The sequence below is a fragment of the Haloarcula sp. Atlit-7R genome (assembly GCF_003666065.1).
GTDB classification, from domain to species: domain Archaea; phylum Halobacteriota; class Halobacteria; order Halobacteriales; family Haloarculaceae; genus Haloarcula; species Haloarcula taiwanensis.
In genome coordinates, this window is record NZ_QXIK01000003.1 from 215,811 (window position 1) to 241,755 (window position 25,945).

Here is a 25,945-nt window from a genome sequence, read left to right on the forward strand (position 1 = left end):
GCTCACTCGCCCTGCTCGTCCAGTTGCTCGATGAGGCTGATACCGTAGATAGTCCGCAGCACCGTGCTGGCGTCGCCGGCCTCGTACACCAGATTATCCCTGGCGCTGACGTGGTCAAGCACGTCGGGCGAGGAATGGGCGGGGGCGGCGGCGATACCGGCGTCGCTTTCGTCGATCCAGCGCATCACCCGCAAGTCGCTCTTGCTGTCGCCCATCGCGAGCGCGAACGGGTCATCAATGCCGAGCACGTCGAAGGCTTCCTCAACGCCGGCGGACTTGTCCAGTTCGAGGCTCACGAGTTCGGCCGCGTCGCCCTCGTAATAGCCGAGGTCGACGCGTTCGAGGATGTCGCGGAACGCCGCAGGCGCGTCGTCGATGTCGGCGTCGGTCGACAGGTCGCCCGCCTCCAAGACATCGTGAATCTCCGGGTCGCGGCTGAAGTAGGCCCGTGCGTACGCTGCCGGGTCCGACACGCCAGCATCGACCTGCCCCGCGATAGCGTCGCCGACCAGTCCACAGAGGTACCGCAGGGACTCGTCGATGATTTCCACGGCGTTGTCGCTGCCGACCTCGGCGTTGGGCTTTAGCGTGACGTTGAACTCGTTGCCCTGGAGGTGGCAGCGCTTGCCGACGGCCTCGGGGGCCTCAGAGAGGACACGGCGGCGGACCGACTCGAACACGTCTACGACCGCGCCGTCGAGGCGTTCATACAGGAGTCGCTTCGTGTCCGCGCCGTGTTTGGGCGTGAACACGCCGTTGCCGGACTCGTAGACGATGCTCATCTGTCCGGAGGAGACGAGGTCGTTGCCAAGGCCCTGTATCATGAATCCCTTGACGTTTTCGAGGGTCTGGCCGGTGCAGACGACGATGGGGACGCCCGCTTCGTGGAACTGTGTCAGGAGGTACAGCGTGTCGCGAGGGATTTCGTTGTCGGTGTCGCCGGCCGACCGGAGCGTCTCGTCGACATCCAGTACGAGCACGTTCGCCGACCGGCCGTACTTCGAGTAGAGGTCAAGCGCGGTGAAGGCCTCGTCGCGGGTCAGCCGGGCCGCGATTTCCGCGTAGGTCTCGCCGGTTCCGGGGAACTCCGCAGTGATGTCGGCCTTGAGGTCGTCGAGGCGGTCACTGGCGGTCTCCCACTGTTCCAGCGCGACGGTCGAACTGAGCGGGGGAAACAGGTCGACGAACTCCTGATAGCCGCGCAGCGTTGTCGTGTCTACGCTCTTGTAGAGACGGTATAGTTGGTCGTATTGTTCCATGTCGAGATCCACAGGATAGTGGCGACTGACGGCGAGCGTACTTTAGCTATCGGGTTTGCGATACCCACACATGACTGAATTGCGTGTTTGCGGGACACGGCAAAGAAGGGCTGGTTTGCCAACACCGCTGCCGAGGGGAACCCCTGCTACGCCTCGTCGCCGCCGTCGGTCAGCACCTCGGTTTCGGGCGCCTCCTCGTTGAGGAAGGACGGGAGTTCCTCCTCGTCCTCGTCAGTTGCCTCGTCGTCCGCCGTCGCTTCGGTCCAAGAGCGTTCTCTGTGGTGGCACATGGGTCGTCACCATCCGATGGTCAGAACTGGTTTGTGTTAACTATTTCCATGATTGGGTTGATAGGCGCGGCGAAGGCAGACAGTATCAAGTCGCTTCGCCCGTTAGCCGGTAGCAGTCACATGCGGGGGCACGTATGACCGATATCCAGCGACTCGACGACCAGACCGTCGAACGCATCGCGGCCGGCGAGGTGGTCGAGCGGCCGGCCTCCGTCGTCAAGGAGCTAGTCGAGAACGCCATCGACGCCGACGCGAACCGGGTCGATGTCGTCGTCGAAGCCGGCGGAACCAACGGGATTCGCGTCACGGACGACGGCGCGGGAATGGACCGCGAGGCCGTCGAGCGGGCTGTCGAGAAACACACCACGTCGAAGATTCGCGACATCGCGGATCTGGAGGGCGGCGTGGGAACGCTCGGGTTCCGCGGCGAGGCCCTGCACGCTATCGGCGCAGTGTCCCGACTGACGATTCGGACCCGGCCACGCGGGGGCGACGTGGGGACGGAACTCGTTCTCGAAGGCGGCGATGTCACGTCGGTCGGCCCCGCGGGCTGTCCGGAGGGGACGACCATCGAGGTCGAAGACCTCTTCTACAACGTCCCGGCCCGTCGGAAGTACCTCAAACAGGAGTCGACGGAGTTCGCCCACGTCAACACCGTCGTCGCCAGTTACGCGCTGGCGAACCCGGACGTGGCCGTGTCGCTGACCCACGGCGACCGCGAGACATTCTCGACGACCGGCCAGGACAACCTGCGCGAGACCGTCATGTCTGTCTACGGCCGGGAGGTGGCCGAGTCGATGATTTCGGTCGGTGCGGGTTCGGGAGCAAACGGCGGTGGCGACGAGGCGGAGAGTTTCCCTGATGGGCCACTCGACGGCGTGCACGGCCTCGTGTCACATCCCGAGACGAACCGCGCGGGCCGCGAGTACCTCTCGACGTACGTCAACGGCCGGTACGTCCGCGCCGGGACGGTCCGGGACGCCGTCATCGATGCCTACGGGACCCAGATCGCGCCGGACCGCTACCCCTTCGCCGTCCTCTTCCTGGACGTTCCCGCGGGCGACGTGGACGTGAACGTCCACCCCCGGAAAATGGAGGTCAGATTCGCCGACGACGAGGGTGTCCGGGAGCAGGTCCGGACCGCCGTCGAGGACGCGCTGTTACGAGAAGGGCTGCTGCGCTCGACAGCGCCGCGTGGCCGGTCAGCACCAGAGCAGACAGAGATAGCGCCGGAATCGGAGGGAGCGAGCAGTGGCGAGCGCCAGCTGTCGCGTCCGGACGGCCGGGACACCGCGGACGAAACAGCACCATCAGCGCGGACGGACAGCACAACAGCGGAGAGCAGTGCTGATACGACAGGACAATCGGCTGCTGAACCCACAGAGCGGTCTGACGGAGCCCAGACGGAGACAGCGGCTCATCAGTCCGGCGACACGACCGCAGCAGAGCAGTCAGTCGACACGAAACGCCCCTCCACAGCCGAGACGAAAGACGATACGTCAGGCAACTTCGAGAAGCGGCAGGCAGAGGGTAGCGTTTCGAGTGGAGATAGCCCTGATGCGCGCCGGGAAGCGTCCACAGCGGGCCGGACGGAGACAGAGCGCGGCGACCGGAAGTTCACCGGCGGACAGGAGCAGGCACGCCTCGGCGACGACCCGGAGGCGACCCACGAATCGCTGCCTTCGATGCGGATTCTCGGGCAGTTAGCCGACACCTACGTCGTCGCGGAGACGGACGACGGCCTCGTACTGGTCGACCAGCACGCGGCGGACGAGCGGGTCAACTACGAACGGCTCAAGGCCAGATTCGAGGGCGAGACGACGACGCAGGCGCTCGCGGAACCGGTGGAACTGGAACTGACCGCCCGCGAGGCGGAGGTGTTCGACCGGCGCAGCGACGCGCTGGCGAGCCTGGGCTTTCACACGGCGCGGACGGGCGAGCGGACCGTCGAGGTCCGAACCCTCCCAGGCGTCATCGCCGACGCGGCCGGCCCGGACATCGTCAGGGATGTACTGGGCGCGTTCGTCGCCGGCGACGACGAAGCGGCGGCGACGGTCGAGGCTGCGGCAGACGAACTGCTCGGCGACCTGGCGTGTTACCCCTCTGTGACCGGGAACACGTCGCTGACTGAGGGGTCCGTCAGGGAGCTACTCGCCGCGCTGGACGACTGTGAGAACCCCTACGCGTGTCCCCACGGACGACCGACGGTCATCCACATCGACCGACAAGAACTCGAAGACCGGTTCGAGCGTGATTACCCCGGTCACGGCGGTCGGCGGCGATAGCGAAGGACTCCGGTCTGACCACCGACACAGCAGTCGATACAGCCGATTAAACTAAACCTTCGTCTCCCGATGCACGCGGTATGTCACTCGTAACGTTCGGCGAGACCGCTCTCAGATTTGCACCCCCAGACGGACAGCGGTTCGAAACGGCTCGCGAGGCGTCGATTCGGGTCGACGGGACAGCAAGCGGGGTTGCGGCGACGGCCGGCCGACTTGGAGCCGACGCGCGGTGGCTCTCGAAAGTCCCCGATACGCCGCTGGGCCGGCGCGTCGTCGCCGAATTACAGGAGTTCGGACTGGAGACCGAGGTCGTCTGGGCCGACCCGGCGGCCGGCCGGCAGGGACTTACCTTCCACGAGGACGCTAACCCGCCCCGTGCCGAGCGGCTGCTACAGGACCGCGGCGACACCGCGATGGCGACGTTGACACCCGGCGAGTTTCCGATGGGCGAGATACAGAACGCAGACGTAGTGTTCACTTCGGGCGCAACCCTCTCACTGTCGGACACAGCTGCCGACACGACGGGGGCGTTACTCAGAGCGGCCGCGGGGATGCGGGCGCTGGACCTCGATTTCCACCCCGGGCTGTGGGACGCCGAGGACGCGCGGGCCGCACTCGCGGACCTCCTGCCGGCCGTCGACACCCTCTTCGCCGCCGAGGAGCAGGTCTCCGCGGTGTTCGACACGACGGGAGGGCCTCGGGAGATCGTCCACACGCTCGCGACGGAGTACGACCTCACCCGCGTGGTGCTCACGCGGAGCGAGTACGGCGCGGTCGCCTACCACGACGGCGTCGTCCACGAGCAAGACGCTATCGAGACGACCGCTGTCGACGAATCGGGGCAACACGAGGCCTTCATTGGCGCGACGCTCCGGCAACTGGCCGCCGGTGCTGACACGGACGAAGCGCTGCTCCACGGCGTCGCGGCGGCAGCACTCTCTCGAACAATGTCCGGGCCGTTGACGCCGCTTGAGCCGTCCGAAGTTGAGCGGGTCGTCGATTCACAGCAGTCGAGACGGCCGTAGGGAGTCCCTACCGGCAGTACTGATTTACGTCCACCCATTTATTAATCAGGTATGCGCTGTCACCGTACCGTGTTACCAGCTGTATTGCTGGCACTGCTGGTAGGAGCCGGTGTGGTGGCGGGAACAGCTGCCGGACAGTCACAGGTGACCCTCACCGTCACCGTCGTCGACGGGGACGGCGACCCGCTCAGTGGTATCGACATCTCGGCGACGTGGGACGACGGCGCGGGCGGCCCGTCTAACGAGACGACGCGGGCAAACGGGCAGGCACTTATCGATGTCCCCGAGGGGGCGGACGTCATGCTCCAGATAGATGACGGCGAGTACGTCAGAAACGTCCCCTACGTCGTCGAAGATGCCGAGGCGGAGTCCGTCGAGGTAGTGGTCTCGGAGGCAGCGACAGCCACAGTCAGCGCGGTGACGGCGGACGGCCAGCCGGCCGAGACCGCACGCATCCGACTGTATCGGGACGGGAACTACGTGGTCGACAGGAACGCGGGCAGCGACGGGACCATCACGACACAGCCCGTCGAGGAAGGCGAATACAGCGTCATCGTCACCAAGCCGGGGTTCTACCGCAACCTGACGACCGTGTCCGTCTCCGGCGAGACGACAGCGACGGTCCGGATTAGCGAGGGGTCGGTCCTGCTGCAAGCCGAGGTCGTCGACGACCATTTCAACGACTCCAGACCGATCCGGGACGCGACCGTTCAGGTCGAATCGGACAACGGGTTCGACGGCACCGTGCCGACGCTCTCCGACGGGACGGCGTCGGTCAGCGTCCCGGTCAACGACCGCTATGCCCTCACAGTGACGAAGGAGGGCTACGAGACGGTCGAGAGACGCGTCAGGGTGGCTGAAGACGAAACGTCGGTCGACGTGGAGATCCGACGCACCCCGGAGATTACGCTCACACCGGACAACAGGCAGGTCATCGTCGACGCGAACGTCCGGTTCACGGTCACCGACGAGTACGACGACCCAGTGGCGAACGTGACCGTGTCTCGGAACGGAACTGAAGTCGGAGAGACTGATGCGGACAGCGAAGTAACGGCGACGGTCCCCACAGCCGGGAACGTCACGTTCACCGCGACAGCCGGAGACCTCACCACGACAACGAACGTGACTGCGTTCAGGCCGGGCGAGGAGGCGACGACGGGCGGGGCGGCCACAACGCCAGCCCGGACGGCGACCGAAACGACAGACGGCAGCGGCCCGGGTTTTACCGTCGCTGTGACGATTGCCGCGCTGGTCGCGGTGGCCGTCCTGGCTCGCCGGCGACGCTAACGGGACGTTTTTCCCCGCGAAGGCCGCATACCCGTGCAATGACTGTTCTCGAGTCCGTTCACGAGGCCCACGGAGCGACGTTCAGGGAGGTCGGTGGCCGGCGCGTCGTCGACAACTACGGGCGACCGGAGCGGACCCACCGCGCGGTTCGGAACGTCGTTGGAGCGATAGAGTACGGCTACGGCGTCATCGTCGTCACCGGCGAGGACCGCGTCGACTACGTCGACAACGCCGTCTCGAACCGCGTGCCCGACGAGGACGGCGCGGGCTGTTACGCGCTCTTGCTCGACCCCGACGGCCGCGTCGACACGGATATGTACGTGTACAACGCCGGCGAGCGCCTGCTCGTGTTCACGCCGCCACAGGAGGCCGACGACCTAGCCGCGGAGTGGGCGGACAAGACCTTCATTCAGGACGTCGAGTTCGAGGTGGCAACCGACGACTTCGCCGTCTTCGGCGTCCACGGGCCGAAAGCGACCGAGAAAATCGCCAGCGTCCTCCACCAGACCGGGACGCCCGAGGGCGTACTGACCTTCGAGCGGGGCGAACTCGGCGACGCCGGCGTCTCCGTCATCCGGACGGACAACCTCGCCGGCGAGGAGAGCTACGACGTGGTCTGTAGCGCCGACGACGCCGAACCCGTCTTCGACACGCTGGTCAACCGCGGGCTCAACGCCGTCCCCTTCGGCTACCGGACGTGGGAGACGCTCACACTGGAGGCGGGGACGCCGCTGTTCGACAGCGAAATCGCGGGCGCGCTCCCCAACGACCTCGGTCTCCGGAACGCCTTGGACTTCGAGAAGGGGTGTTACGTCGGCCAGGAGGTCGTCTCGCGGGTCGAGAACCGCGGCCACCCGACCCAGCGGCTGGTCGGTCTCGCCGTCGAGGCCGTCCCCGAACCCGGTGCGGCGGTGTTCGCCGGCGACGAGCACGTCGGCGACGTGACCCGCGCCGCGCAGAGCCCGATGCGGGAAGCCCCGATTGCACTGGCGAATCTTAGCTGGGACCGGCCCGAGGCGTCCCTGACGGTCCGCGTCGACGGCGACCCGGTCGGCGCACAGCAGGTCGACCTGCCCTTCATCGACGGGTCGGCAGAGTCGGCGCGGCTCCCGGCCTACGAGTAGCGGGCGTCACTCGCGCTCGATTACGGCCCGCCCGCTGGTCGCGCTCCGAATCCGGTCCCGCAGGGCGCTCCCGTCGGCGGTGGGCACGCGGACCTCGAAGACGACTTCGGCCTCGTAGTCTGCCTCGAACTCGACGCCCGCCGATTCGAGCAGGCTCCGGACGCTGCCCGAATCGTCGTAGGCGACGGTCACGGTGAACCGCTCGTGGGGCACTTCCTCGACGACGCCGGCGTCGTCGACGCCCTCTTTCACCGCCTTGGAGTAGGCACTGGCTAACCCGCCGACGCCGAGGTTCGTCCCGCCGTAGTAGCGCGTGACGACGGCGACGACGTTCTCGACCTCGCGTTGCTGGAGGACGTTCAGCGCGGGGTCGCCGGCGCTGCCGCTCGGCTCGCCGTCGTCGCTCGCATACTCCCGGAAAGGGTCGGACCAGACGCGGTAGGCGGGGACGTTGTGGGTCGCGTCGGCGTACTCCTCGCCGACGGCGTCGACAAACGCTTCGGCCTCTTCGACGGTCGTCGCGGGGGCGACATGGCCGATGAACTCCGAGCCCCGCACCTCGAAGCGCGCCTCGCCGCGGTCCGGAACGGTCCGATAGCTGTCCGTCACGGACCGGAATACGCCGGGGGGCGGAATAGCGTTTGCCGTTGGGCGGCGTCTCAGTCTGTGCCGTCGCCGGACTGTCGCGACCCCCAGACCCGCTTGTCAAGCAGTTTGACCGCCATTCCGTCCCGAACCTGCAGCTGACAGGAGAGCCGAGGGTAGCCAAAGCGGTCGGCGAGGTCGTCGTGCCAGTGGTCGGGGTCGGGCGGTTCGGCGAGCCGGACGCCGCAGGTGGCACAGATGCCGCGGCCGCCGCAGTTGAGCCGCGTCGCGTAGCGGCCGTGTGGCGAGAGGTCAGCTTCGAGGAGTACGTCCCGGAGGACCGCGCCGGGTTCGGCGGTGAGTTCGTGGGTCTCGCCCGCGGGCGTCTCGACGGTGAGCGTCGCGGGCATTAGGCCAGTTCGATGGTCCGGACGAACGCCAGACGACGGATTTCGTTGATGAGGTCACCGGGCAGTTCCTCGTCGGTGATGACGTACAGTTTCGGCTCGTCAGTGAACTCGGGGTCTTCGCTGAGAACCTGCCGGATAGAGATGCCGCGGTCGGCGATGGCCGACGTGACTGTCGACACGATTCCGGACTCGTCGGCGGCGCGAACAGTAACAGTCACTGCATGCAGGTCGAGGACCGGGGCGAGGTCCAGCAGGCTCGGCACGGATGAGATGTTGCGGAAGATGCGCCGCAGGTCGTCGTCGAGAATCGCGTCCGTCGTGGCGTTGACCACTCGGCGGTCAACGCCGGCCTCGCGGGCGATACCCGTGTTCGGGATTTCGATGCCGCCCGAGACGACCCGGCCGTCCTCGTTGACGGAGAACCCCCGTTCAAGCAGCAAGCGGATGACATCCTGCTGGCCCGGAGAGTCTTCGAATTTCTGCATAATCTCGTCGAACATACGGAGTGGTGGACGCGGGGCCACTAATCGGTGCCGCCAGCAGTCGAAACAGCGACGGCTTCGCACCGCCGTCGACTACAGTTCGCCTTTCGTACTCGCCACGTCGGACCGGCGCTCGTCGATGTGAGTCGCGTCATCCAGCGCCCGTGCCAGCCCCTTGAACAGCGCCTCGACCTCGTGGTGGGCGTTCTCGCCCCTGACGCCACAGTGTAGCGTCAGCCCGGCGTTCATCGACAGCGAGCGACAGAAGTGCTTGGCCATGTGGCTCGTCATCCCGCCGACGGCGTCCTGTGAGAATTCGCCGTCGAACTCGAAGTACGGTCGGCCAGAGATGTCGACGACGACGCTGGCGACGGCCTCGTCCAGCGGGACTTTGCGGTCGGCGAAGCGGCGGATGCCGCGCTTGTCGTCCAGCGCCTCGGTGAACGCCTCGCCGAGCGTGATGGCGACGTCTTCGACGGTGTGGTGGTCGTCGATATCCAGGTCGCCGTCACACTGCACGGTCAGGTCGAACAGCCCGTGCGTCGAGAACGAATCGAGCATGTGGTCGAAGAAGCCGATGCCGGTGTCAATAGTGCTGTCGCCGTCGCCGTCGACGTCAAGCGTGACCTCGATGTCAGTCTCGGCCGTGGTCCGCGTGACGGCTGCCGTCCGGTCAGTCATACTTAGCACGTATCAGGCCGTGTATTTGTGGATTGCGTCCGGCCGCCCGGTCAAGTAGCTACTCTGTCTGCTCGTCCAGTAGCGCCAGCAGTCGGTCGGTCACTGCCGGGGCATGCTCGACAAAACAGCAGTGGCGACCCTCGACGGCCTCGCCGGTCCCGCGGGGCAGGTCGGCCGCCAGCGACTCCGCGGCCTCCGGCGACACCACAGAGTCGTCCAGACCGTAGTAGACCTCGGCTGGCTGGGTAATCTCGTACAGCGGCGGCGCGTCGAAGCCCGTCATCGCCGCCGTCTGCGCATCGCGGGCCGCGCCGGTGGCGTCCTCTTCAGCGCGCCAGTCCGCAATCCGGTCCATCAGGTCCGGATCGTGCTCGCGGAACGCCGGCGAGAACGCCCTGTCGAGCGACGACGGAGCGTCGAGCGCGAGCGCGTCGAGTGCGTCCCAGTCGACGGCGTCACCTGACCCGGCCGTACAGTACAGCGTCAGCGAGCGGGCGCGGTTGTACCGGTGGGCGTATTCGAGCGCGACCATCCCGCCGAGACCGGCCCCCACGAGGTGGACGCTCCCGACGCCGTGGTCGGCCAGGACGGCTTCGAGGTCGGCCGCCAACGTCGCCACGTCGTACGGCCCTGCCGGCGCGTCCGACCGGCCGGTGCCCCGCAGGTCCCACACCACCGTCTCGTAGGGGCCGGCGACGGCGTCGTAGTGCCAGCCCCAGAGCCACGCCCCGTACCCCACGTCGTTAATGAACACGACGGTCGGGCCGTCGCCGTCGGCTTCATAATAGAGAGCCACGTCGCGGTTGTGTGCGGTCGGCATTGGCCGTCGATTCCCGCGCCGGCAGTGTGTCTCTTTCGGTGAATAGGTCTATACTGCTGGCTATCGAACGCCCGCCAACCCCGTGTCCGGAGCAGCATCACTTATTGGCGCCGTCGTGTTGGTCGTGAGTCTCGGCGTCGCCGCACAGCTGGTCGCCGACTGGCTCCAGATTCCGAGCGTCGCGTTCCTGCTGGTCGCCGGCGTTCTCGTCGGCCCGCAGGCGCTCGACCTTGTCGACCCCGCGATATTCGGACAGACTGGACTACAGGCTATCGTCGGTCTCAGCGTCGGTATCATCGTCTTCGAAGGGGCGTTCCACCTCACTGTCGAGCGCGTCCGCGAAGCGTCCAGAGAGGCGCTTGGGCTCGTGACAGTCGGCGCATTCGTCTCGCTCGTCGGAACAGCTATGGCCGTCAGGCTCGTGTTCGGGACGACGTGGCCGGTCGCCGTCCTCGTCGGGAGCCTGCTTATCGCCACCGGGCCGACGGTCATCACGCCGGTTATGCAAGTGGTCCCTGTCAGGGACCGGGTCGCTGCGGCCTTAGAGACCGAAGGCATCATCAACGATGTGACCGCCGCCATCCTCGCGGTGGCGACGTTCGAGTTCGTCATTGCAAGCCAGTCCTCGCCGCTGGTCGTCGTCGAGGCGTTCGTCGCTCGGCTGGCCGTCGGCCACGTCGTCGGCATCGCCGTCGGCGGCGGCATCACACTGCTGCTCCAGCGGTGGCACCTGTCCGCGGGCAATGCCCTCCAGAACGCCCGGGTCGTGGTTCTGACCGCGGCGCTGCTGGCGTACGCGCTGGGAAGTATGTGGCTCTCTGAGGCCGGTATCGCGGCCGCCGCCGTTGCCGGGATTGTGCTCGGGAATGCCGACATCCCCCACGAAGAGGAGATTGCCGAGTTCAAGGGCGGGATTACGCTGTTTGTCCTCTCGTTCGTGTTCATCGTGCTGGCGGCGCAGCTCTCACTCGGCGACCTGCGGACGCTCGGTGTTGGCGGGCTGGTCGTCGTTATCGTCGTCGCTACGCTCGTCCGTCCGCTCGGCGTCTTTCTGTCGACGCTGGGCGGCCGGCTGACCGTTCGCGAGCGGCTGTTCGTCGGCGCGATGGGGCCGCGCGGTATCGTTCCAGCCAGTGTCGCCACGCTGTTTGCCATCGAACTACGGCCCGAAAACCCGGCTGCCGCGACGGTCCTCGTTGGGACTGTCTTCCTCGTTATTTTCGCGACCGTCATGTTTCAAGGCGGGCTGGCCCGTCACTTCGCGCAAGCACTTGACATCCTCCCCATGCAAACACTCATCGTCGGGAGCGGGCGTGTCGGTCGGGAACTGGCAGTCCGCTACGAGTCACGCGGTGAGGAGGTCGTCCTTATCGACAGCGACGAGGACACGGTCGAACGGACCCGAGCCGACGGCCACCGCGTCGTGCACGGGGACGCGACGAACGCGACCGTCCTCGAAGACGCAGGGGCGAACCGGGCGTCCGTCGTCGTCGCTGCGACTGCAGACGACGACGTGAACCTGCTCGTGGCACAGCTAGCGACGACACGGTTCGACGTCGACACCGTGGTCGCCAGAGCGAACCAGCCGGACAACGTCGAGGCCTTCGAGGACCTCGACGTCGAGACCATCTCCGCGGGCTTTGCCGTCGCCGACGCAATCGACGACGCGGTCGAACGACCGTCCCTCGCTCACTGGCTGTCGGACTCCGGACGAACGGGGGACGTGCTGGAAGTCGAACTCAGCAACGACTCGCTGGTCGACCGGACGGTCGAAGAAACCGCGGAGCGGCTCCCGGACGGCTGTCTGGTCGCAATGGTGAGCCGTAACGGAACAGACAGAGTCCCAGACAGCGATTTCCGCCTCGCAAGCGGTGATCACCTGACGCTCGTCTGTGAGACCAACGAGGCGATGCAGGACGCCAGAAGACTGTGTCAGCGCGGATAGCCGTGGGGCGCGTCCCGCTCAGCGCAGTTCATCGAGCGAGACGGCCGCTGTTCGGTCCGCGGTGACCCACTCCGTCACGGTCTGCTGACGGTCCGAGGGGAAGATCGTCAGCTCCGAGGGGTTCTCGGGGTCGTCGTACAGGCAGTCCAGTTCGAACTCCGGGGCTTCATTCAGGTCAGTGTCCGACGGGGGCGTCGTGGTAGCACTCATGAGTCAGGGAGTGCGGGGATCACTGCAGTTGCCACACAGTTCATCGGGGCCGCTGCCGTTAGCAGCGGGGACAGCAGTCCCACACCGTCGACACGTTCGTTTGGACCGAGCGTATTCGGTGTGAGAGTGAATATGTTCGATATCACGTTTTCCGCCCATATCTGCTATAGATGGGCAATTACTAAAAATACTTTTGGAAATTCATTCAGATATACCTAATACAACTAAATGTGATTGTATCTGTCGCGTGTATCCGAATCGTTCGGGCAGAACGTCGGTCCGCAATCGAACAGCTGTCCGAAGAACGGCGCGGGCGACAAAACCGGTACCGAGAAAAACAAGAGTGGTTCAGGCGTTCGCGGCAGTTCGGAGGATGTCCGCCGCGTCGTCCAGCGCGTCGTCCAGCGCGTCGGCGTCGGGACCGCCACCCTGTGCGAAGTCCGGCGGACCGCCACCGCCGCCACCGACGCGGCCAGCGAGTTCGCCGACGACCTCACCGGCGTCTACATCGATGCCATCAGGTACTGAGACGACGAACTGTGCGCCATCGAGGCCCGAGCCAAGCACCGCGATGTTGCCTTGCTCGACAACGGCGTTGGCCTGCGCTCGGAGTTCGTCCATGTCGGCGTCGATCCGCTGAACGACGGCGGTCGCCTCGCCTACGTCGACTTCCTCGCTGTCGCCGCCGCCGCTGGCGCGGGCCTCGGCGAGTTGCTCTTTGAGCTGTTCGATCTCCTTCCCGCGAGCCTTCCACTCGTCGAAGAACCGCTCGGCGGTCTCCGGAACGGCATCGGGCGCGACGTCCAGCACGTCGGCGGCCTCGGTGAGCGCGTCCTCGGTGCGCTGGGTGGCCTCGATAGCGGCGTTGCCCGCCGCGAAGGTCAGCCGGATGACCCCGTCCTGAATCCGCTCGGTGTTCAGGAGCTTGACGGCTCCGATGTCGCCGGTGCGGGCGACGTGGGTACCGCCACAGGCCTGCACGTCGTCGCCGACAGTGATGAGCCGAATCTGCTCGCCGGCCGGGATGCCCCCCTGGTAGAGGTCAAAGCCGTACCGTTCCTCGGCCTCGTTGCGGTCGGGCCACTCCTGTTTGACGGCGATGTTATCCTGCACGATATCGTTTGCGAGCCGCTCGATCTCTTTGACCTCCTCGCGACTCACCGACTCGTAGTGGCGGATGTCGATGCGAGCGGAGTCAGTACCCTTCTGAGCACCGGCCTGTCTGACGTGTTCGCCGAGTACCTGTCGGGCGCTGTGGATGACAATGTGGGTCGCTGTGTGGTGTTGCATCAGGCGCTGGCGACGGGTAGCGTCGACCTGCCCGCGGACGAACTCACCCTTGCCGGGGTCGTCGTCGCAGGTGTGGACGATGACGTCGCCGTACTGCTGGACGTCGGTCACCTCGGCGGAGACGTCGTCGGTCGACAGCGCCCCTTCATCCGGCGGTTGGCCGCCACCTTCCGGGTAGAACATCGTCTGGTCGAGCACCACGTCGTAGGTGTCGTCGTCGCGGTCGAACACCTCAAGCACGACGGCCTCGAACTCGGTCCGCTGCTGGTCTTCGTAGTAGAGCCGGTCGGTCTCGGGGAGCTCTTCGAGCCGGTCCTCGTAGGGCGTCTGTGACTCCTCTGTGCCGGTGTCACCGCCGCCGTGGCGCTGGGCGACGACCGCGTAGAAGTCGTCGGGTACGTCGACTGAGACGCCTTTCTCGGCGGCGATCTCCTCGACCATGTCCGGCTGAATCCCGTGGGAGTCGTACAGTTCGACCAGCTCCGCGGTCGGGATGGGCTCGCTCTTTTCGGCGTACTCGTCGGCTAGCTGGCGGACGCGCCGGCCGCCGCGGTCCAGGGTCTCGCGGTACTTCTCGACCTCGGAGCGGACGATGTCGCGGATGGTGTCGCGGTTCTCGTAGTCGAGGCGCTCGGCCTGCATATCGACGAGTTCGTCGAGCGGTGCGTCGACGCCGACACCGTCGACCAGTCGCTTCGTCCGGCGCAGCACCATCCGGGCCAGATAGCCCGTCCCGACGTTCGACGGGACGATACCGTCGCCGAGCATGTACGCGAGCGTCCGGCAGTGGTCGGCGATGGCATAGATGTCTTCGAGCGGTTCCATCAGGGCCCGCATCTCCTCGACGTCGACACCGACCTCGGCGGCGATGGTGTCTCGTTCGGCCTCGATGTCCTCGGCCTCGTCGATGTCCATCCGGCCCGCGAGCTTCGCGGCTTCGTGGACGACCTGCTCCTCCTCGTCGGTGAGTTCGATGCCGGCGTTGTCCTTGAGGAAGGCGATCATATCGGGGTAGACCGCCTCGTACACCGTCGGCGTTCCCTGGCTCATCCAGGTCCACCGCTCCAGCCCGTAGCCAGTGTCGACGATGTAGGTGTCCATCGGCGAGTATCGATTGCCGTCTTTCATCTCGTACTCGCCGTCGGGGTCCTGCTCCATCGACATGAAGACGAGCGTGGCGAGTTCGGCCCCGCGGTAGATGACCTCGATAGCCGGACCGGCGTTGCCGCCGCCGACCCACGGGTCCTCGATGTAGACGATCTCGTCTAGGTTCGCGCCCATCTCCTCGAACAGTTCATCACAGAGCCGGACCGTCTCGTCTTTCCAGTACACCTCGCCCTCGTAAGCGTACTGCCCGGGATCTTCAATGTCCTCGCGGGCGTTGAACGCGTGGTGGGCCATCATCTCGAAGGCCATCGTGTGGCGACCGGTCTTGCCGACGTTGTCGATGTCCTGCATCCGGATGCAGGGCTGGCTGATACACAGCGGGTTCGCCGGCGGGGGCGTCGTCCCCGAGGTCACGAGCGGCTGGAAGTCGTAGATGGACGCCTGCGTGAGAAGCACGTCGTCGCGCCAGCGGTTCGCCGCCACCGGGTACGGGTCGATGCGCTCGTGGTCGCGTTCCTCGAAAAAGGAGAGGAACGCCTCGCGCATCTCCGTCAAAGAGTGGGACTCGTCGAAGCCGGGGTTGTCGATGAAGTCGTACTCCGCACACGGCGGTTCGCCGCAGGTCTCGCGCTGGACACGGGACCAGAACATGTCGCCACAGGAGACACACTCCTGTCTGTGGAAGCCTTCCTCTTCGAAGTAGTCGAGTTGGTAGGCCTCGTCGAGGTCGCTCATTGGTGTTCAGTTGGCCCACGTTCGCCTAAAACTGTTCCGAAGGGGCCGAGTATTGAGCCGGGCATTACTGTTGTCAGGGAGACGTAGTCGAACTACAACGAAAGAGACGCTTACTCGCCCTGCGCAAGCGAGGCCAGCATCGCTTCGAGTTGCACCCGTTCGTTCGCCCCACGGGTGATCCGATAATCGGTTTCGCCGATGCGTTCGAGCACCCGGACGGCTGCGTCGTCGTCGATATCGAACTCCCAGATAGAACGGTGCAGTTGGTCGATGATGTCGCCGCCCGCGATACCCTCCTCTGTCAGTAGTCTATCCAGCGTTGCCCGCGAGGCGGTGAAGTCACCGTCCAGCGCCGACTGGACCATCTCCCGGATCTCCTCGGGCCGGGCCGTCGAAGTGATGGCGTACACCGCCGACTCGTCAACCGTGTCGCCGCTGACCGAGGCCGCCTGGAGGCCGTTGATGGCCTTGCGCATGTCCCCGTCGGCGGCGTAGACGAGCGCGTCGAGGCCGTCTTCGGTCAGTTCGATGTCCTCTTCCGCGGCGATATTTCGGATTTCCTCAGCCACGGCATCATCGGCCAGCGGTGAGAACCGGAAGACCGCACACCGGGACTGGATAGGGTCGATGATCTGGCTGGAGTAGTTACACGAGAGGATAAAACGGACGTTGTTCGAGAACTGCTCCATCGTCCGACGCAGCGCCGACTGTGCGTCGCTCGTGAGGGCGTCGGCCTCGTCGAGGAAGATGATACGGTACTCGACACCGCCGAAGCTCGTCCGAGCGAAGTTCTTGATGCGGTCCCGGACCACGTCGATGCCGCGCTCGTCGGAGGCGTTCAGTTCGAGGAAGTGCTCACGCCAGTCGTCGCCGTACAGTTCACGGGCGATAGCCGTCGCACACGTCGTCTTTCCCGTCCCTGCCGGCCCGGAAAACAGCATGTGGCTCAGGTCGTTGCGCGAGACGTAGCTCTTGAGCCGCCCGACGATGTTCTCGTGACCCATCACGTCGTCGAGCGTCTGCGGGCGGTACTTCTCGATCCAGACCTCCTCGCGTCCCGCCCGCGACTCAGACTCGGCCTCACTCATGGACGATGGGAGGCGTGGGCCGGTCTTAAACCCCGCGAGAGTCGACAGTCTCAGGTGCGTCGGCGGAGTACGGCCGGGTATGCACGTCACCGTCGAGATTGCCGGCGAAGACACCCACGAACTGGAGGTGGACGCGGACGCGACCTACGGCGACCTGCTCGCACCGGTCGACCTGAACCCCCACGAGGTGTCGGTTCTCGTTGACGGCGAACACGTGCCGACTGACCAGCCCGTCGCGGCCGACCGCGTCCGCGTCGTGCGCCTCATCAAGGGCGGATAGTCCGCGATGCGCGTTCGCGAGGCGACCGAGGCCGATCTGCCGGCCGTGATGAACGTCCTCGACGGCGCGGCGCTCGAAATAGACGTGGCGACAGTCCGCGGCGGTATCGAGCGCGACGGCACGCTCGTCGCGGTTTCGGGCGACGGCGAGACGACGACGAGCGACCGCGTCCTCGGCGCGCTCGTCCTCGACGGCGACCGCGTCGCGGCCGTGGCGGTCCGTCGCCGCCGCCGCGGCCAGGGCATTGGGACGAGGCTCGTCGAGGCGGCGCTCGACCGGCGGGACCGGCTCATCGCAGAGTTTGACGCAGACGTGCGGCCGTTCTACGAGCGACTGGGGTTCGACGTAGAGCCCCTCGACAACGAGGCCGACCGGTTTCGCGGGACTCGCTAATTCCGCCGGCCGGTCAGCTCCTCGACGGACAGTTCGTACAGCGTCACGTCCATCTCGTCGGTCGGCTCGTCGAACACCCGGATGGGCGCGTAGCGCTCGTTAATCTCGACGGCCTCGTAGGCCGGGTCGTCCTCGGGGACGGCGGTTATGGGCCCGCGGGCGACGACGCTCCAGCCGGTCCACGACTCCGCGTCCGGCGTCGCCGCCGTCTCGGTAACGACATACGTCGCCGTTTCAGTGGCGTCGAGGTACGCCGACTTCTCGCTCTCGCTCGTCTCGCCCAAGCGGAAGTACAGCGACCCGCCCTCGTAGTGGTGAAACACCGGGAAGGCGTACGCGTCGTCGCCGTCGGCCAACGCGAGCACGCCGCTCTCGCCCGCGGTAAGACGGTCGCAGACGGCGTCGTCGGGCATCCCCTTTGTGTAGGCGAACGCGATATCGGTGTCCATGGGCCGACGACGCATGCAGTGGGCTTAAACGAGGGGTTCGACCAGATCCCGACCGGCAGCGAGCAGTTCGGCGACGCGGGCGTCGCTGCCGGCCTCAGCGTAGACGCGGAGCTTCGGCTCCGTGCCCGAGGGGCGGACCAGCACCCACGTCCCGTCTTCGAGCCTGATCTTGAAGCCGTCGACCGTGTTGATGCCGTCGACAGCGACCCCCGCCAGCGTGTCTGGAAGCGCCGTTTCGAGGTCGTCGAGGACTGGCTCCTTGCGGTCGTCAGGGCAGTCGACGCTGATGCGGTCCTGGTGGATTTCGCCGTGTTCGTCCAGCAGTCGGTCGACACGAACATCAAGAGGTTCCTCGCGCTCGGCGGCAGCAGCGACCAGCGCCACCAGCACGCCGTCCTTGTTCCGCAGATGGTCCGGCAGGCCGAAGCCACCGGACTCCTCGCCACCGAACAGCGCGTCGTGCTCGGCCATCGCCTCGGCGACCCATTTGAAACCGACAGCGACCTCGTGGACGGCCTGCCCGTGGGCCTCGGCGACGCGGTCGACGATGCTAGAGGTCGAGACCGTCCGGACCACGTCGCCCGACGCGTCTTCGAGCAGGAAGTCGTACATCGCGGCGAAAAACAGGTTCGGGTCCAGATAGCCCCGCTCGGGCGTGACGACGCCGATGCGGTCGGCGTCGCCGTCGTTGATAATCCCCAGCGCGGCGTCGCCCTCGCTGACTTCGCCGACGAGTCCCTCGGCGTTCTCCGCCGACGGTTCGGGCGACCCGCCGCCAAAGTCGGGGTCCTGTTCGCAGTTGAGCCGGGTCACGTCGGCCCCAGCCGCTTCGAGCAGGGCGTCGGTAACGCCGCGGCCGCTGCCGTATAGTGCATCGTATGCAACCGGCAAGCCGTCGAGGTCGGTGTCGACGTAGTCCAGCGCGTGCTCATGGAACGGGGTGATGAGGTCGTCCTCCGTTCGTTCGCCCCACTCGTCCTCGGGAAGCGGGTCGAGGACGGCGAGGTTCTCCTCGAAGGCGGCCGTCCAGTCGGGCAGGGCCGGCGAGCCGTCGCCGGGAATGAACTTCACGCCGTTGTACTCCGGCGGATTGTGGCTGGCCGTGATCTGGAGTGCCCCGGCCAGATCGCGGTTTTTCACCGTCCAGGCGAGGATTGGTGTCGGCGTGTCTCGGTCCGGCAAGAGCACGTCGAACCCGTTGGCGCGCAAGACGTGCGCGAGTTCATCGGCGAACCCGGGTGAGGTTTCGCGGGCATCGTACCCGATGGCGACGGTCCCGGTCGCCCCGCGCTCGGCGAGGGTCGTGGCGACGGCCTGGCCGACCATCCGGACCCGCGGCTTCGTGAACACGTCCAGCGTCGCCCGCCAGCCGTCCGTCCCGAAGGCGATTGCACCTGCGTCGACATCCGCGTCGTTGTCCATAGCCCGCGGTTCTCGGCCCCCAGACAAAAAGTCACGCATCATCGGTAAGCTGTCATGTTGCCGGTGCCGACAGCCAAAGGCGAGCGGCGGCTCAGATATCGAAATCCGCTTCGGCGTCGCTGGATTCGACGAGCCGTTCTTTCTCCGCTCTGGAGTACTGCTTGATCTCGTACTCGCGGCTCATCGCGTCGGACTGCGACGCGAACGACTCTACGTGGATGAGTTCGACCGGGGTTCGGCCGCGCGTGTACTTCGCGCCGTCGCCGGCGTCGTGCTCGCGGACGCGGCGTTCCACATCGGTCGTGTAGCCGGTGTAAAACGTGTTGTCGCTACAACGGAGGACGTACACGTGGTAAGGGCTCCGCGCGGTAGTCATCGCACGATGCTGGTGGCCCAGTGGGCCTCACACTTGTTGGGCGCGCTCTCTCGATACCTCGGCAATGCCAGCGTTTGCCGAGCAGTTGGGACATGCCCGGATGTGTCCGCGTTCATCCGCGAACACTCGGGCGAACTGGTCTGAGACGTGCGCGCCGCAATGATCACATTCAGGCATCGTGTTCGTCGGCGACACCACCGCCGACGTATACGCGTACGCGCGTTATTCTGATAGCTCTTTACCCAAATACTTGGGTATGCCCATGGCCGGAGAGGGTTGCTAGTCCCGTGCATCGTCGAGCTGTCTGGCGATTAGGCCGGCTTGCGTTCCGGCGGTGAAGCCGGCGTCAATGTTCACGACGGAGAGGGCGGTACAGGACTGGAGCAACCCCGAAAGGGCCGCCTCACCCTCGCCGCCGTGGCCGTAGCCGGTCGAGACGGGCAGGCCGATAATCGGCACGTCGACGAGACCGGCAACGACCGTCGGAAGCGCACCTTCGCGGCCCGCTGCGACGATGAGGACATCCTGGTCCCGGAGGCCATCGACCGCGTCTATCGTCCGAGCGAGACTCGCAACCCCGACATCGTCGATGCGAGTCACGGTCGCGCCCATCTCCTCAACGATGAGCGCGGCCTCGCCGGCCGGAACAGCGTCAGAGGTCCCGGCGGTGACGATGCCCACTGACGCGTCCAGCGACGGACGTTCGAACGCCGACGTTGTCGCCACCAGCCAGTTCGAGCGGTCGTCCCAGCGAACTGTCGCGTCCGGGGCGGTCTCGTCCAGTCGCTCCCGGACAGTCGTTGCAGTTGGTGCGTCGAGTCGCGTCACGATAGCCCGCTCCGTCGTTTCGATAGCTGTCGCCGCCAGATCCGCCACTTCCGTCGGCGTCTTCCCGTCCGCGAGGACAGCCTCGGGAACGCCGGCACGGTCCTCCCGGGCGGCGTCGAACCGACCGGCCCCACTGGTCGCGTAGCCCGCAAGCGCCGCCTCGGCTTCCGCCGGGGAGAGGTCGCCCGCCGCAACCGAATCGAGTATCTCACGCATAGGACCCATTCGGGGATACGACCACTCCTATCCGTCGGTCCAGGTCGGCGTCTCGTCACAATCAGGGCCGAACCTGTGGGAGCGCGCGTGAGCGACGCTCGGCCGGCGTAACGCGACAATAGCCGTCTGGGGCAGGCCAAAAGACGTATTGTGATGGACTTAATCGGACACAATCGCGGATTTATAAGGGGTTATGTGTCGTATAATGCCTCAAACTGCCGGTTATAGGGTCGAGAGCGAACTAATTGGAGAAAGTATATAAGTAACCCCCGTCGATACCTCGTCTGTATGGCAGACCTAATCGTCAAAGCCGCCGTTAAGGAAGAGCTCAACGACATGAACGTAGCGTCCGACTTCTACGACGCACTCGACGAGGAAGTCGAAGAGCTGCTTCAGGACGCAGCCCGACGAGCTGACGAGAACGACCGGAAGACGGTCCAGCCGCGCGACCTGTAAGGTCGTTTCAGGCAGCGTATTTTTTGACGCAAGCCGACGAGCAGCAGCTACTCCGAGAGCGCTCGGACGGTGACGCCGTCAGTGGTGCCAACGTGGATCTCGTCGGCCATATCGACGAACAGTCCGTGCGCAACGACGCCGGGGAGCGCGGCGAGGTCGCCGGCGAGCGCGGCAGGGTCGTCGATAGGCCCGAAGCCACAGTCGAACACGAAGTTCCCGTTATCGGTGACGACGGGGCCGTCCTTGCGTTCTGCACGCCGAAGCGACGGGTCACCGCCCAAGTCCGCAACCGCCGTGGCGACCGTCGAGCGGGCCATCGGGAGGACTTCCACGGGGACGGGGTGTTCGAGCACGTCGGCCTCTTTGGTCGGGTCGGCGACGACGAGGAAGCGGTCGGCGCTCGCGTCGACGACCTTCTCCCGGGCGTGGGCCGCGCCGCCGCCCTTTATCAGGTCGCCGCCGGCCACCTCGTCGGCCCCGTCGATGGCGAGGTCGACCGACGCGTCGTCGAGGTCTGCGAGCGGAATCCCGCAGTCGCGGGCCAGTTCGCGCGACTGGAAGGAGGTGGGGACGCCGACCACGTCGAGTCCGGCGTCGACCGCCCGCCCGATGGCCCGGATGGCGTGGGCCGCCGTCGACCCCGTACCGAGACCGACGACCATACCGTCCTCGACTGCCTCGGCCGCCGATTCGCCCGCTGCTCGTTTCGCCGCGTCGGAGCCGCCCTGTTTCATGTGCGGTGGGTCGACAGACGCGGACAAAACGTTTGTTCTCCCGACCGCAAGCACCCGTATGACCGACTGCACGTACTGTGGCTGTCCGGTCGAGGCCCACGACCCCGTGTTCGTCAGCGAGTCGCCCGAGGGAACGCCGACGGGGCAGTTCTGCAACTACGGCTGTCTGGCGGCCCACATCGACGCGGCCGACCTGACCACCGGCACGGCCTGCGAGTGGTCGCCGGACCAGTAGCGGAACGAGCCGCCACCGGCGGCCCCCGGAGTCCGTCGGATGCCGGATGGATTTTAGAGGGATGCCGACGCAGGGACGGTAATGACACAGTTCGGAACGAGCGGCATCCGCGGCCCCGTCGGCGAGACGGTGACGGCCGAGTTGGCGCTGTCGGTGGGGCGGGCGCTGGGCGTCGACTGCGAGCGGGTGGTCGTGGGGCGAGACCCGCGGGCGAGCGGCGAGTACCTGCAGGCGGCGCTGGTGGCCGGTCTCCGGGAGAGCGGCGTCGATGTGGTCGACCTCGGCACCGCGGCGACGCCGACGATCGGCCGGGCGGTGGCCTGGCAGGACGCCGACGCGGGCGTCGCGGTGACGGCCAGCCACAACCCGCCGGAGGACAACGGCATCAAGCTCTGGCAGTCTAGCGGGCAGGCTTTCGATGCGGACCTGCGGGCAACCATCGAAGAGCGACTGGCGGACGGAGCGTTCGAGCCGGCGGCGTGGGACGAGAGCGGCGGCCACGAGTCCTGGGACGCCGGCCAGCGCCACGTCGACGCGCTAGTCGCCGAAGTCGGCGAACGAAACCTCGACAGCCACGTCGTCGTCGACCTCGGCAACGGTGCGGGCCGGGTCAGCGTCGACGCTCTCACAGAACTTGGCTGTGCCGTCGAGACGCTCAACGGCCAGCCCGACGGCGTGTTCCCCGGCCGTCCCTCAGAGCCGAAGGCCGAGAACTGTGGGTCACTTTCGACACTGGTGGCCGAATCCGACGCCGACCTCGGGATTGCACACGACGGCGACGCCGACCGGATGCGCGCGGTGGCGGCCGACGGGACCTTCCTCTCGGGCGACGTGTTGCTGGCCGTGTTCGCCCGCGCCGTGGCGTCGCCGGGCGAGCGGGTCGCCGTCCCCGTGGACACGAGTCTCGCCGTCGAGGACCACCTCAGCAATATCGACGTGAGCGTCGAGTACACCCCGGTCGGGGACGTGTACGTCGCCGAGGCCGCCAGCGCCGAGGGGGTCGCCTTCGGCGGGGAGCCAAGCGGCGCGTGGATATGGCCCGACCGGACGCTGTGTCCCGACGGCCCGCTGGCGGCCTGTACCGCCGTGGCGCTGGACAGCGAGCGCCCGCTCGGTGAGCGTGCCGCCGACGTACCGGACTATCCCATCCGCCGGGACAGCGTCGAGACTGACGAAAAGGAAACGGTGATGGACCGCGTTCGGGAGACGGTGACCGACGCCTACGACGACGTGACGACGCTAGATGGTGTTCGCGTCGACCTCGGGGATGCGTGGTTCCTCCTGCGGGCCAGCGGGACCCAGCCGCTCGTTCGGCTTACCGCCGAAGCCCGTAACCCGGACCGTGCTGATGCGGTGTTCGAGGAGGCACGCACACGCCTCACGGACGCGCTGGTATAGAAGGTGGGACGGGAAGATCGGAAAAACAGCGGTTGGTAGCCGGCGAGGAGAACGTCCCCGCAACCGTCAGGTCACAGGGCGGCAGTTCCTGACCGGTTCTATCCGCGACGTGTGGACCGGGCCTCACGGACGTCTGCCCCGTCGCGAATCTTGTCTTCGCACTGCGGACAGACCCTGGGCTTTTCGACCCCGTTCGGCGTGAACACACGCGCGTAGTCAGCCGTTACAAAATTACCGCAGTTCTGGCATTCCGGCATACAACCCTGTATGTGGGTTATACCCTCTTAATTGTTATTGGTTTGGTAAGAGTTAGCATACGGAGCGTTGGCGTCGCTACCGGGAGAAAACACCGTTTGGTTCGAAAGAGGCGAACGCCATCAGGCAACTCGATGGGGCGCTAGTGTCGATTGGCTGCCACAGCGCCATTCACGGAGCGGTGGGTTTGGGGCGGAGTGTGGCCGGTTATTCCTCGAAGGAACTGGTAATGGTTCCGTCCTCGGACAGTTCGATGACACCGTCAAAGAGTTCCCGGAACGCCGCGACCGTCTCCTCGTCGTGAACCTCGTCGGCAAGGTGGAACATCCCGACAGCGTCGTACTCGTCTAGCAGGTCGAGGATGTCTTCGACAGCCGACAGCGCGCCATCCTCGTCGGCGTAGTAGATAAGCTCCGTCAGCGAGTCGAAAGTCACGCGGAGTTTCCCGTCGTGGTCCTGCAGGAACGTCTCGGTTTCCGAGACGATGCCGGACAGATCATCCGGCGCGGAGACGTACCGAACGCCCTCGGAGCGGCGGCGGGTGTAGCCCCGTTCGACCGACAGCGTATCGAGGATCGTCGCCTTCGACTCGTTGACCTCGTAGTACTCCAGTTTCTGCTTGACCTCCCGGGCGGTGGTCCGAGTCGAGATGACGAGCATCGAGTCGGTGTCGGTCGCAAGGAAGTCCGTGTCCAGTCGGTCCGTCTCGCCGGTACTCGGGTGCAGGAGCAGTATCCCTGTGCCACCCGGAACAGTCTCCGGCGCGTTGTCGATAGCCAGCGTATACTCCATATGCACATCAAGGAGGGTGGCACCCAATTAAGTGTGCGGGTCACGGTCAGAATACGCTGTCCGCCGTCGCAGCCCCGACGACGCTGAAAATTGCACCGACAGTGATGGCCTTGAGGGTCGTCAGGGTGACGGCCATCGGCGTCGGGTCCGGCAGAATTCCACCGTTGACCAAGAACGTGTCCGGCGCAGTAAACGCCACCGCAAGAATGGCGACGGAGCCAAACGCCACGATCATCAGCGAGACGAACCGGACCGGAATTCCGGCTACCTCCGCCTCGGTGTCCACGTCACGGTCGGCGTCAGCTTTGTACAGCGCCCCGTACCCGATAGCGAACACGATACCGACAACGAGCACCGCGTGATACCAGGACATATTCTCGGCCAGCACCCACACCTCCTCGGTCACAACGAACGGTCCCGCGAGCAGGAACCCGCCGACGAGTTGCTGGGCAGTGTCAGCGACCCGGTATCGGCGTCGGCCCATACCGGACTGCTGTCCCGTCAACAGGAAAGTCTCCCGGTCCGCCACCGTCCGACAGGAACCACGCCCAGTCGCCGCGGAGCAGTTCACGGCCGTCTTGCTCGTTTCAACTGGACTGAAAATACGCCACTGTCCTTCGGTTTCCAGATGAAGCAAAGGGGTACAGCGGCTGTGAGCGGACGGAAAATCGCGACATCATCGGCTGATTCAAGCCGCAAATAAAAACGTTTCGTCCCACAGCCGACAGTCGAGCGAGCCGCGACGGCTTACGTCGTCCGGAAGGCCCGGTCACCGGCGTCGCCGAGCCCCGGAACGATGAAGCCGTCCTCGTCAAGCTCGTCGTCGATAGCGACGCTGATGATGTCAGCGGCCGGCTGAGCCTCCGAGACGCGGACGATTCCCTCGGGCGCGGAGACTGCGGCCAGAACGAGCAGGTTCTCTGGCTCCGTCTTCTCCGAGGTGAGGTAGTCCAGTACCGTGACCATCGTCGACCCGGTCGCAAGCATCGGGTCCGCGATGATGACAGTGTCGTCTTCGGTGATTTCGGGCAGCTTGACGTATTCGACGGAGATGGGGAACTCGCCGTCGTCGTTCATCCCGGCCTCCTCGTCGCGGCTGGCTGAGATGACGCCCTGTCTGGCGCGGGGGAACGCTTTGAGCAGTCCCTCGACGAACGGCGTCGCGGCGCGCAGGACGTTGACGATGACCACATCATCGAGTCCTTTGACGCGTTCGCCCATCGTCGTGGTCAGCGGCGTCTGGACTTCCGTGTACTCGGTCTCCATCCGGCCGTCGATAATCTCGTAGCCACAGATACGGCCGAGGCGGACCAGTCCCTTCCGGAACGCGACCTGTTCGGTCTCGACGTTTCGTATCCGAGTCAGTTCGTCTCGCGCCAGCGCGTGCGTGACGACAGAGGCGTCGCCGCGCTGTTCGATTGGCATATCGTGCCCGTTGACCCCCGATGGGTTAAACGGTTCTCACTCACACTTCCGGCTGTAACTATT

28 protein-coding genes are annotated in these 25,945 nt (G+C 65.9%); 10 read left to right on the plus strand and 18 right to left on the minus strand.

Translation table 11 applies throughout. The annotated features are described in order from the left end of the window. Window positions 1–2 precede the first annotated feature (2 nt). Complete coding sequence (locus tag D3D01_RS08365) at window positions 3–1,271, minus strand: HAD family hydrolase (RefSeq protein WP_121511871.1); 1,269 nt, start codon at window positions 1,269–1,271, stop codon at window positions 3–5. A gap of 134 nt (window positions 1,272–1,405) precedes the next feature. Further along, window positions 1,406–1,549 (minus strand): hypothetical protein, encoded by a 144-nt coding sequence (locus D3D01_RS24015; protein WP_198560196.1) that lies wholly within the window; start codon window positions 1,547–1,549, stop codon window positions 1,406–1,408. Between the two features lie 134 nt (window positions 1,550–1,683). Here D3D01_RS24015 and mutL point away from each other — a divergent pair, with 134 nt between their 5' ends. The 4 genes from mutL (at window position 1,684) to D3D01_RS08385 (ending at window position 7,270) form a co-directional block, all read left to right on the plus strand. Beyond that, entirely contained in the window at window positions 1,684–3,834 is a 2,151-nt protein-coding gene (mutL, locus tag D3D01_RS08370; RefSeq protein WP_121511872.1) for a DNA mismatch repair endonuclease MutL, read from the plus strand. 80 nt (window positions 3,835–3,914) lie between these two features. Further along, window positions 3,915–4,859 carry a sugar kinase gene (locus D3D01_RS08375; protein ID WP_121511873.1) on the plus strand — a complete coding sequence of 315 codons (945 nt, stop codon included), beginning with the start codon at window positions 3,915–3,917 and terminating at the stop codon, window positions 4,857–4,859. 114 nt (window positions 4,860–4,973) lie between these two features. Continuing rightward, window positions 4,974–6,146, plus strand: coding sequence for a carboxypeptidase regulatory-like domain-containing protein (locus D3D01_RS08380; RefSeq protein WP_121512096.1), 1,173 nt, complete (start codon window positions 4,974–4,976; stop codon window positions 6,144–6,146). A 38-nt stretch (window positions 6,147–6,184) separates the two neighbouring features. After that, the gene (locus D3D01_RS08385) at window positions 6,185–7,270 is read left to right on the plus strand and encodes an aminomethyltransferase family protein (RefSeq protein ID WP_121511874.1); all 1,086 of its coding nucleotides are present in this window, start codon (window positions 6,185–6,187) and stop codon (window positions 7,268–7,270) included. 6 nt (window positions 7,271–7,276) lie between these two features. Here D3D01_RS08385 and D3D01_RS08390 read toward each other — a convergent pair whose 3' ends face one another. From D3D01_RS08390 to D3D01_RS08410, 5 genes are all read right to left on the minus strand, one after another. Next, entirely contained in the window at window positions 7,277–7,879 is a 603-nt protein-coding gene (locus D3D01_RS08390; RefSeq protein ID WP_121511875.1) for a YigZ family protein, read from the minus strand. A gap of 50 nt (window positions 7,880–7,929) precedes the next feature. After that, window positions 7,930–8,265 carry a 2Fe-2S iron-sulfur cluster binding domain-containing protein gene (locus D3D01_RS08395; protein WP_121511876.1) on the minus strand — a complete coding sequence of 112 codons (336 nt, stop codon included), beginning with the start codon at window positions 8,263–8,265 and terminating at the stop codon, window positions 7,930–7,932. Continuing rightward, entirely contained in the window at window positions 8,265–8,765 is a 501-nt protein-coding gene (locus D3D01_RS08400) for an ACT domain-containing protein (RefSeq protein WP_121511877.1), read from the minus strand. The genes D3D01_RS08395 and D3D01_RS08400 overlap by 1 nt, the downstream gene beginning before the upstream one ends. 75 nt (window positions 8,766–8,840) lie before the next feature. Beyond that, window positions 8,841–9,428 (minus strand): imidazoleglycerol-phosphate dehydratase HisB, encoded by a 588-nt coding sequence (gene hisB / locus D3D01_RS08405; RefSeq protein WP_121511878.1) that lies wholly within the window; start codon window positions 9,426–9,428, stop codon window positions 8,841–8,843. A gap of 58 nt (window positions 9,429–9,486) precedes the next feature. Beyond that, the gene (locus D3D01_RS08410; RefSeq protein WP_121511879.1) at window positions 9,487–10,248 is read right to left on the minus strand and encodes an alpha/beta fold hydrolase; all 762 of its coding nucleotides are present in this window, start codon (window positions 10,246–10,248) and stop codon (window positions 9,487–9,489) included. 82 nt (window positions 10,249–10,330) lie between these two features. Between D3D01_RS08410 and D3D01_RS08415 the strand changes: the two genes are divergently transcribed. Further along, a complete protein-coding gene (locus D3D01_RS08415) occupies window positions 10,331–12,193 on the plus strand; it encodes a cation:proton antiporter (protein WP_121511880.1) in 1,863 nt (620 codons plus the stop codon). A gap of 18 nt (window positions 12,194–12,211) precedes the next feature. Here D3D01_RS08415 and D3D01_RS08420 read toward each other — a convergent pair whose 3' ends face one another. The 3 genes from D3D01_RS08420 to D3D01_RS08430 all read right to left on the minus strand — a co-directional run bounded on the left by D3D01_RS08420 (window position 12,212) and on the right by D3D01_RS08430 (window position 16,623). Further along, window positions 12,212–12,403 (minus strand): hypothetical protein, encoded by a 192-nt coding sequence (locus D3D01_RS08420; protein ID WP_101351273.1) that lies wholly within the window; start codon window positions 12,401–12,403, stop codon window positions 12,212–12,214. A 348-nt stretch (window positions 12,404–12,751) separates the two neighbouring features. After that, window positions 12,752–15,535, minus strand: a complete 2,784-nt coding sequence (gene alaS, locus D3D01_RS08425) for an alanine--tRNA ligase (RefSeq protein ID WP_121511881.1) — start codon at window positions 15,533–15,535, stop codon at window positions 12,752–12,754. 110 nt (window positions 15,536–15,645) lie between these two features. Next, the gene (locus D3D01_RS08430) at window positions 15,646–16,623 is read right to left on the minus strand and encodes a replication factor C small subunit (protein WP_121511882.1); all 978 of its coding nucleotides are present in this window, start codon (window positions 16,621–16,623) and stop codon (window positions 15,646–15,648) included. A gap of 79 nt (window positions 16,624–16,702) precedes the next feature. Here D3D01_RS08430 and D3D01_RS08435 point away from each other — a divergent pair, with 79 nt between their 5' ends. Next, the gene (locus D3D01_RS08435) at window positions 16,703–16,903 is read left to right on the plus strand and encodes a ubiquitin-like small modifier protein 2 (RefSeq protein WP_101351276.1); all 201 of its coding nucleotides are present in this window, start codon (window positions 16,703–16,705) and stop codon (window positions 16,901–16,903) included. Window positions 16,904–16,909: 6 nt separating this feature from the next. Further along, window positions 16,910–17,296: a GNAT family N-acetyltransferase gene (locus tag D3D01_RS08440; protein ID WP_121511883.1), complete on the plus strand. Its 387-nt coding sequence runs from the start codon at window positions 16,910–16,912 to the stop codon at window positions 17,294–17,296. Here D3D01_RS08440 and D3D01_RS08445 read toward each other — a convergent pair. From D3D01_RS08445 to larB, 4 genes are all read right to left on the minus strand, one after another. Beyond that, entirely contained in the window at window positions 17,293–17,745 is a 453-nt protein-coding gene (locus D3D01_RS08445; RefSeq protein WP_121511884.1) for a pyridoxamine 5'-phosphate oxidase family protein, read from the minus strand. The genes D3D01_RS08440 and D3D01_RS08445 overlap by 4 nt on opposite strands. A gap of 24 nt (window positions 17,746–17,769) precedes the next feature. Next, on the minus strand, window positions 17,770–19,167 hold the full coding sequence (locus tag D3D01_RS08450; protein ID WP_121511885.1) for a phosphoglucomutase/phosphomannomutase family protein: 1,398 nt from the start codon (window positions 19,165–19,167) through the stop codon (window positions 17,770–17,772). A gap of 91 nt (window positions 19,168–19,258) precedes the next feature. Continuing rightward, a complete protein-coding gene (locus D3D01_RS08455) occupies window positions 19,259–19,543 on the minus strand; it encodes a GIY-YIG nuclease family protein (RefSeq protein ID WP_198560198.1) in 285 nt (94 codons plus the stop codon). Between the two features lie 279 nt (window positions 19,544–19,822). Then, the gene (larB, locus tag D3D01_RS08460) at window positions 19,823–20,587 is read right to left on the minus strand and encodes a nickel pincer cofactor biosynthesis protein LarB (RefSeq protein WP_121511886.1); all 765 of its coding nucleotides are present in this window, start codon (window positions 20,585–20,587) and stop codon (window positions 19,823–19,825) included. Between the two features lie 288 nt (window positions 20,588–20,875). On the opposite strand from larB, the gene D3D01_RS08465 reads away from it, so the two are divergent. Then, complete coding sequence (locus tag D3D01_RS08465) at window positions 20,876–21,043, plus strand: hypothetical protein (protein WP_004517708.1); 168 nt, start codon at window positions 20,876–20,878, stop codon at window positions 21,041–21,043. Window positions 21,044–21,090: 47 nt separating this feature from the next. Here the strand turns inward: D3D01_RS08465 and rpiA are convergent, their stop codons facing one another. After that, window positions 21,091–21,777: a ribose-5-phosphate isomerase RpiA gene (gene rpiA / locus D3D01_RS08470; protein ID WP_121511887.1), complete on the minus strand. Its 687-nt coding sequence runs from the start codon at window positions 21,775–21,777 to the stop codon at window positions 21,091–21,093. A gap of 58 nt (window positions 21,778–21,835) precedes the next feature. On the opposite strand from rpiA, the gene D3D01_RS08475 reads away from it, so the two are divergent. Together D3D01_RS08475 and glmM are read left to right on the plus strand one after the other, a co-directional pair. Then, window positions 21,836–22,012: a hypothetical protein gene (locus D3D01_RS08475; RefSeq protein WP_394337665.1), complete on the plus strand. Its 177-nt coding sequence runs from the start codon at window positions 21,836–21,838 to the stop codon at window positions 22,010–22,012. Between the two features lie 81 nt (window positions 22,013–22,093). Further along, window positions 22,094–23,410: a phosphoglucosamine mutase gene (glmM, locus tag D3D01_RS08480; protein WP_121511888.1), complete on the plus strand. Its 1,317-nt coding sequence runs from the start codon at window positions 22,094–22,096 to the stop codon at window positions 23,408–23,410. 462 nt (window positions 23,411–23,872) lie between these two features. Here glmM and D3D01_RS08485 read toward each other — a convergent pair whose 3' ends face one another. From D3D01_RS08485 to upp, 3 genes are all read right to left on the minus strand, one after another. After that, window positions 23,873–24,457, minus strand: coding sequence for a hypothetical protein (locus D3D01_RS08485; protein ID WP_121511889.1), 585 nt, complete (start codon window positions 24,455–24,457; stop codon window positions 23,873–23,875). Between the two features lie 46 nt (window positions 24,458–24,503). Next, complete coding sequence (locus D3D01_RS08490; protein WP_053966712.1) at window positions 24,504–24,941, minus strand: DUF2391 family protein; 438 nt, start codon at window positions 24,939–24,941, stop codon at window positions 24,504–24,506. 263 nt (window positions 24,942–25,204) lie between these two features. Continuing rightward, a complete protein-coding gene (gene upp, locus D3D01_RS08495) occupies window positions 25,205–25,882 on the minus strand; it encodes a uracil phosphoribosyltransferase (protein ID WP_121511890.1) in 678 nt (225 codons plus the stop codon). Window positions 25,883–25,945 lie beyond the last annotated feature (63 nt).

What these genes read in the sequence shown, in the direction of transcription:
- mutL (WP_121511872.1), top strand. Translation starts at nt 1,684, where the DNA reads ATGACCGATATCCAGCGACTCGACGACCAGACCGTCGAACGCATCGCG.
- D3D01_RS08410 (WP_121511879.1), bottom strand. Translation starts at nt 10,248, where the DNA reads ATGCCGACCGCACACAACCGCGACGTGGCTCTCTATTATGAAGCCGAC.
- larB (WP_121511886.1), bottom strand. Translation starts at nt 20,587, where the DNA reads ATGCGTGAGATACTCGATTCGGTTGCGGCGGGCGACCTCTCCCCGGCG.
- D3D01_RS08420 (WP_101351273.1), bottom strand. Translation starts at nt 12,403, where the DNA reads ATGAGTGCTACCACGACGCCCCCGTCGGACACTGACCTGAATGAAGCC.
- D3D01_RS08430 (WP_121511882.1), bottom strand. Translation starts at nt 16,623, where the DNA reads ATGAGTGAGGCCGAGTCTGAGTCGCGGGCGGGACGCGAGGAGGTCTGG.
- D3D01_RS08375 (WP_121511873.1), top strand. Translation starts at nt 3,915, where the DNA reads ATGTCACTCGTAACGTTCGGCGAGACCGCTCTCAGATTTGCACCCCCA.
- glmM (WP_121511888.1), top strand. Translation starts at nt 22,094, where the DNA reads ATGACACAGTTCGGAACGAGCGGCATCCGCGGCCCCGTCGGCGAGACG.
- D3D01_RS08400 (WP_121511877.1), bottom strand. Translation starts at nt 8,765, where the DNA reads ATGTTCGACGAGATTATGCAGAAATTCGAAGACTCTCCGGGCCAGCAG.
- D3D01_RS08445 (WP_121511884.1), bottom strand. Translation starts at nt 17,745, where the DNA reads ATGGACACCGATATCGCGTTCGCCTACACAAAGGGGATGCCCGACGAC.
- alaS (WP_121511881.1), bottom strand. Translation starts at nt 15,535, where the DNA reads ATGAGCGACCTCGACGAGGCCTACCAACTCGACTACTTCGAAGAGGAA.
- D3D01_RS08440 (WP_121511883.1), top strand. Translation starts at nt 16,910, where the DNA reads ATGCGCGTTCGCGAGGCGACCGAGGCCGATCTGCCGGCCGTGATGAAC.
- D3D01_RS08450 (WP_121511885.1), bottom strand. Translation starts at nt 19,167, where the DNA reads ATGGACAACGACGCGGATGTCGACGCAGGTGCAATCGCCTTCGGGACG.
- D3D01_RS08465 (WP_004517708.1), top strand. Translation starts at nt 20,876, where the DNA reads ATGGCAGACCTAATCGTCAAAGCCGCCGTTAAGGAAGAGCTCAACGAC.
- D3D01_RS08490 (WP_053966712.1), bottom strand. Translation starts at nt 24,941, where the DNA reads ATGGGCCGACGCCGATACCGGGTCGCTGACACTGCCCAGCAACTCGTC.
- D3D01_RS08385 (WP_121511874.1), top strand. Translation starts at nt 6,185, where the DNA reads ATGACTGTTCTCGAGTCCGTTCACGAGGCCCACGGAGCGACGTTCAGG.
- D3D01_RS08435 (WP_101351276.1), top strand. Translation starts at nt 16,703, where the DNA reads ATGCACGTCACCGTCGAGATTGCCGGCGAAGACACCCACGAACTGGAG.
- D3D01_RS08455 (WP_198560198.1), bottom strand. Translation starts at nt 19,543, where the DNA reads ATGACTACCGCGCGGAGCCCTTACCACGTGTACGTCCTCCGTTGTAGC.
- D3D01_RS08395 (WP_121511876.1), bottom strand. Translation starts at nt 8,265, where the DNA reads ATGCCCGCGACGCTCACCGTCGAGACGCCCGCGGGCGAGACCCACGAA.
- hisB (WP_121511878.1), bottom strand. Translation starts at nt 9,428, where the DNA reads ATGACTGACCGGACGGCAGCCGTCACGCGGACCACGGCCGAGACTGAC.
- D3D01_RS24015 (WP_198560196.1), bottom strand. Translation starts at nt 1,549, where the DNA reads ATGTGCCACCACAGAGAACGCTCTTGGACCGAAGCGACGGCGGACGAC.
- upp (WP_121511890.1), bottom strand. Translation starts at nt 25,882, where the DNA reads ATGCCAATCGAACAGCGCGGCGACGCCTCTGTCGTCACGCACGCGCTG.
- D3D01_RS08485 (WP_121511889.1), bottom strand. Translation starts at nt 24,457, where the DNA reads ATGGAGTATACGCTGGCTATCGACAACGCGCCGGAGACTGTTCCGGGT.
- D3D01_RS08475 (WP_394337665.1), top strand. Translation starts at nt 21,836, where the DNA reads ATGACCGACTGCACGTACTGTGGCTGTCCGGTCGAGGCCCACGACCCC.
- rpiA (WP_121511887.1), bottom strand. Translation starts at nt 21,777, where the DNA reads ATGAAACAGGGCGGCTCCGACGCGGCGAAACGAGCAGCGGGCGAATCG.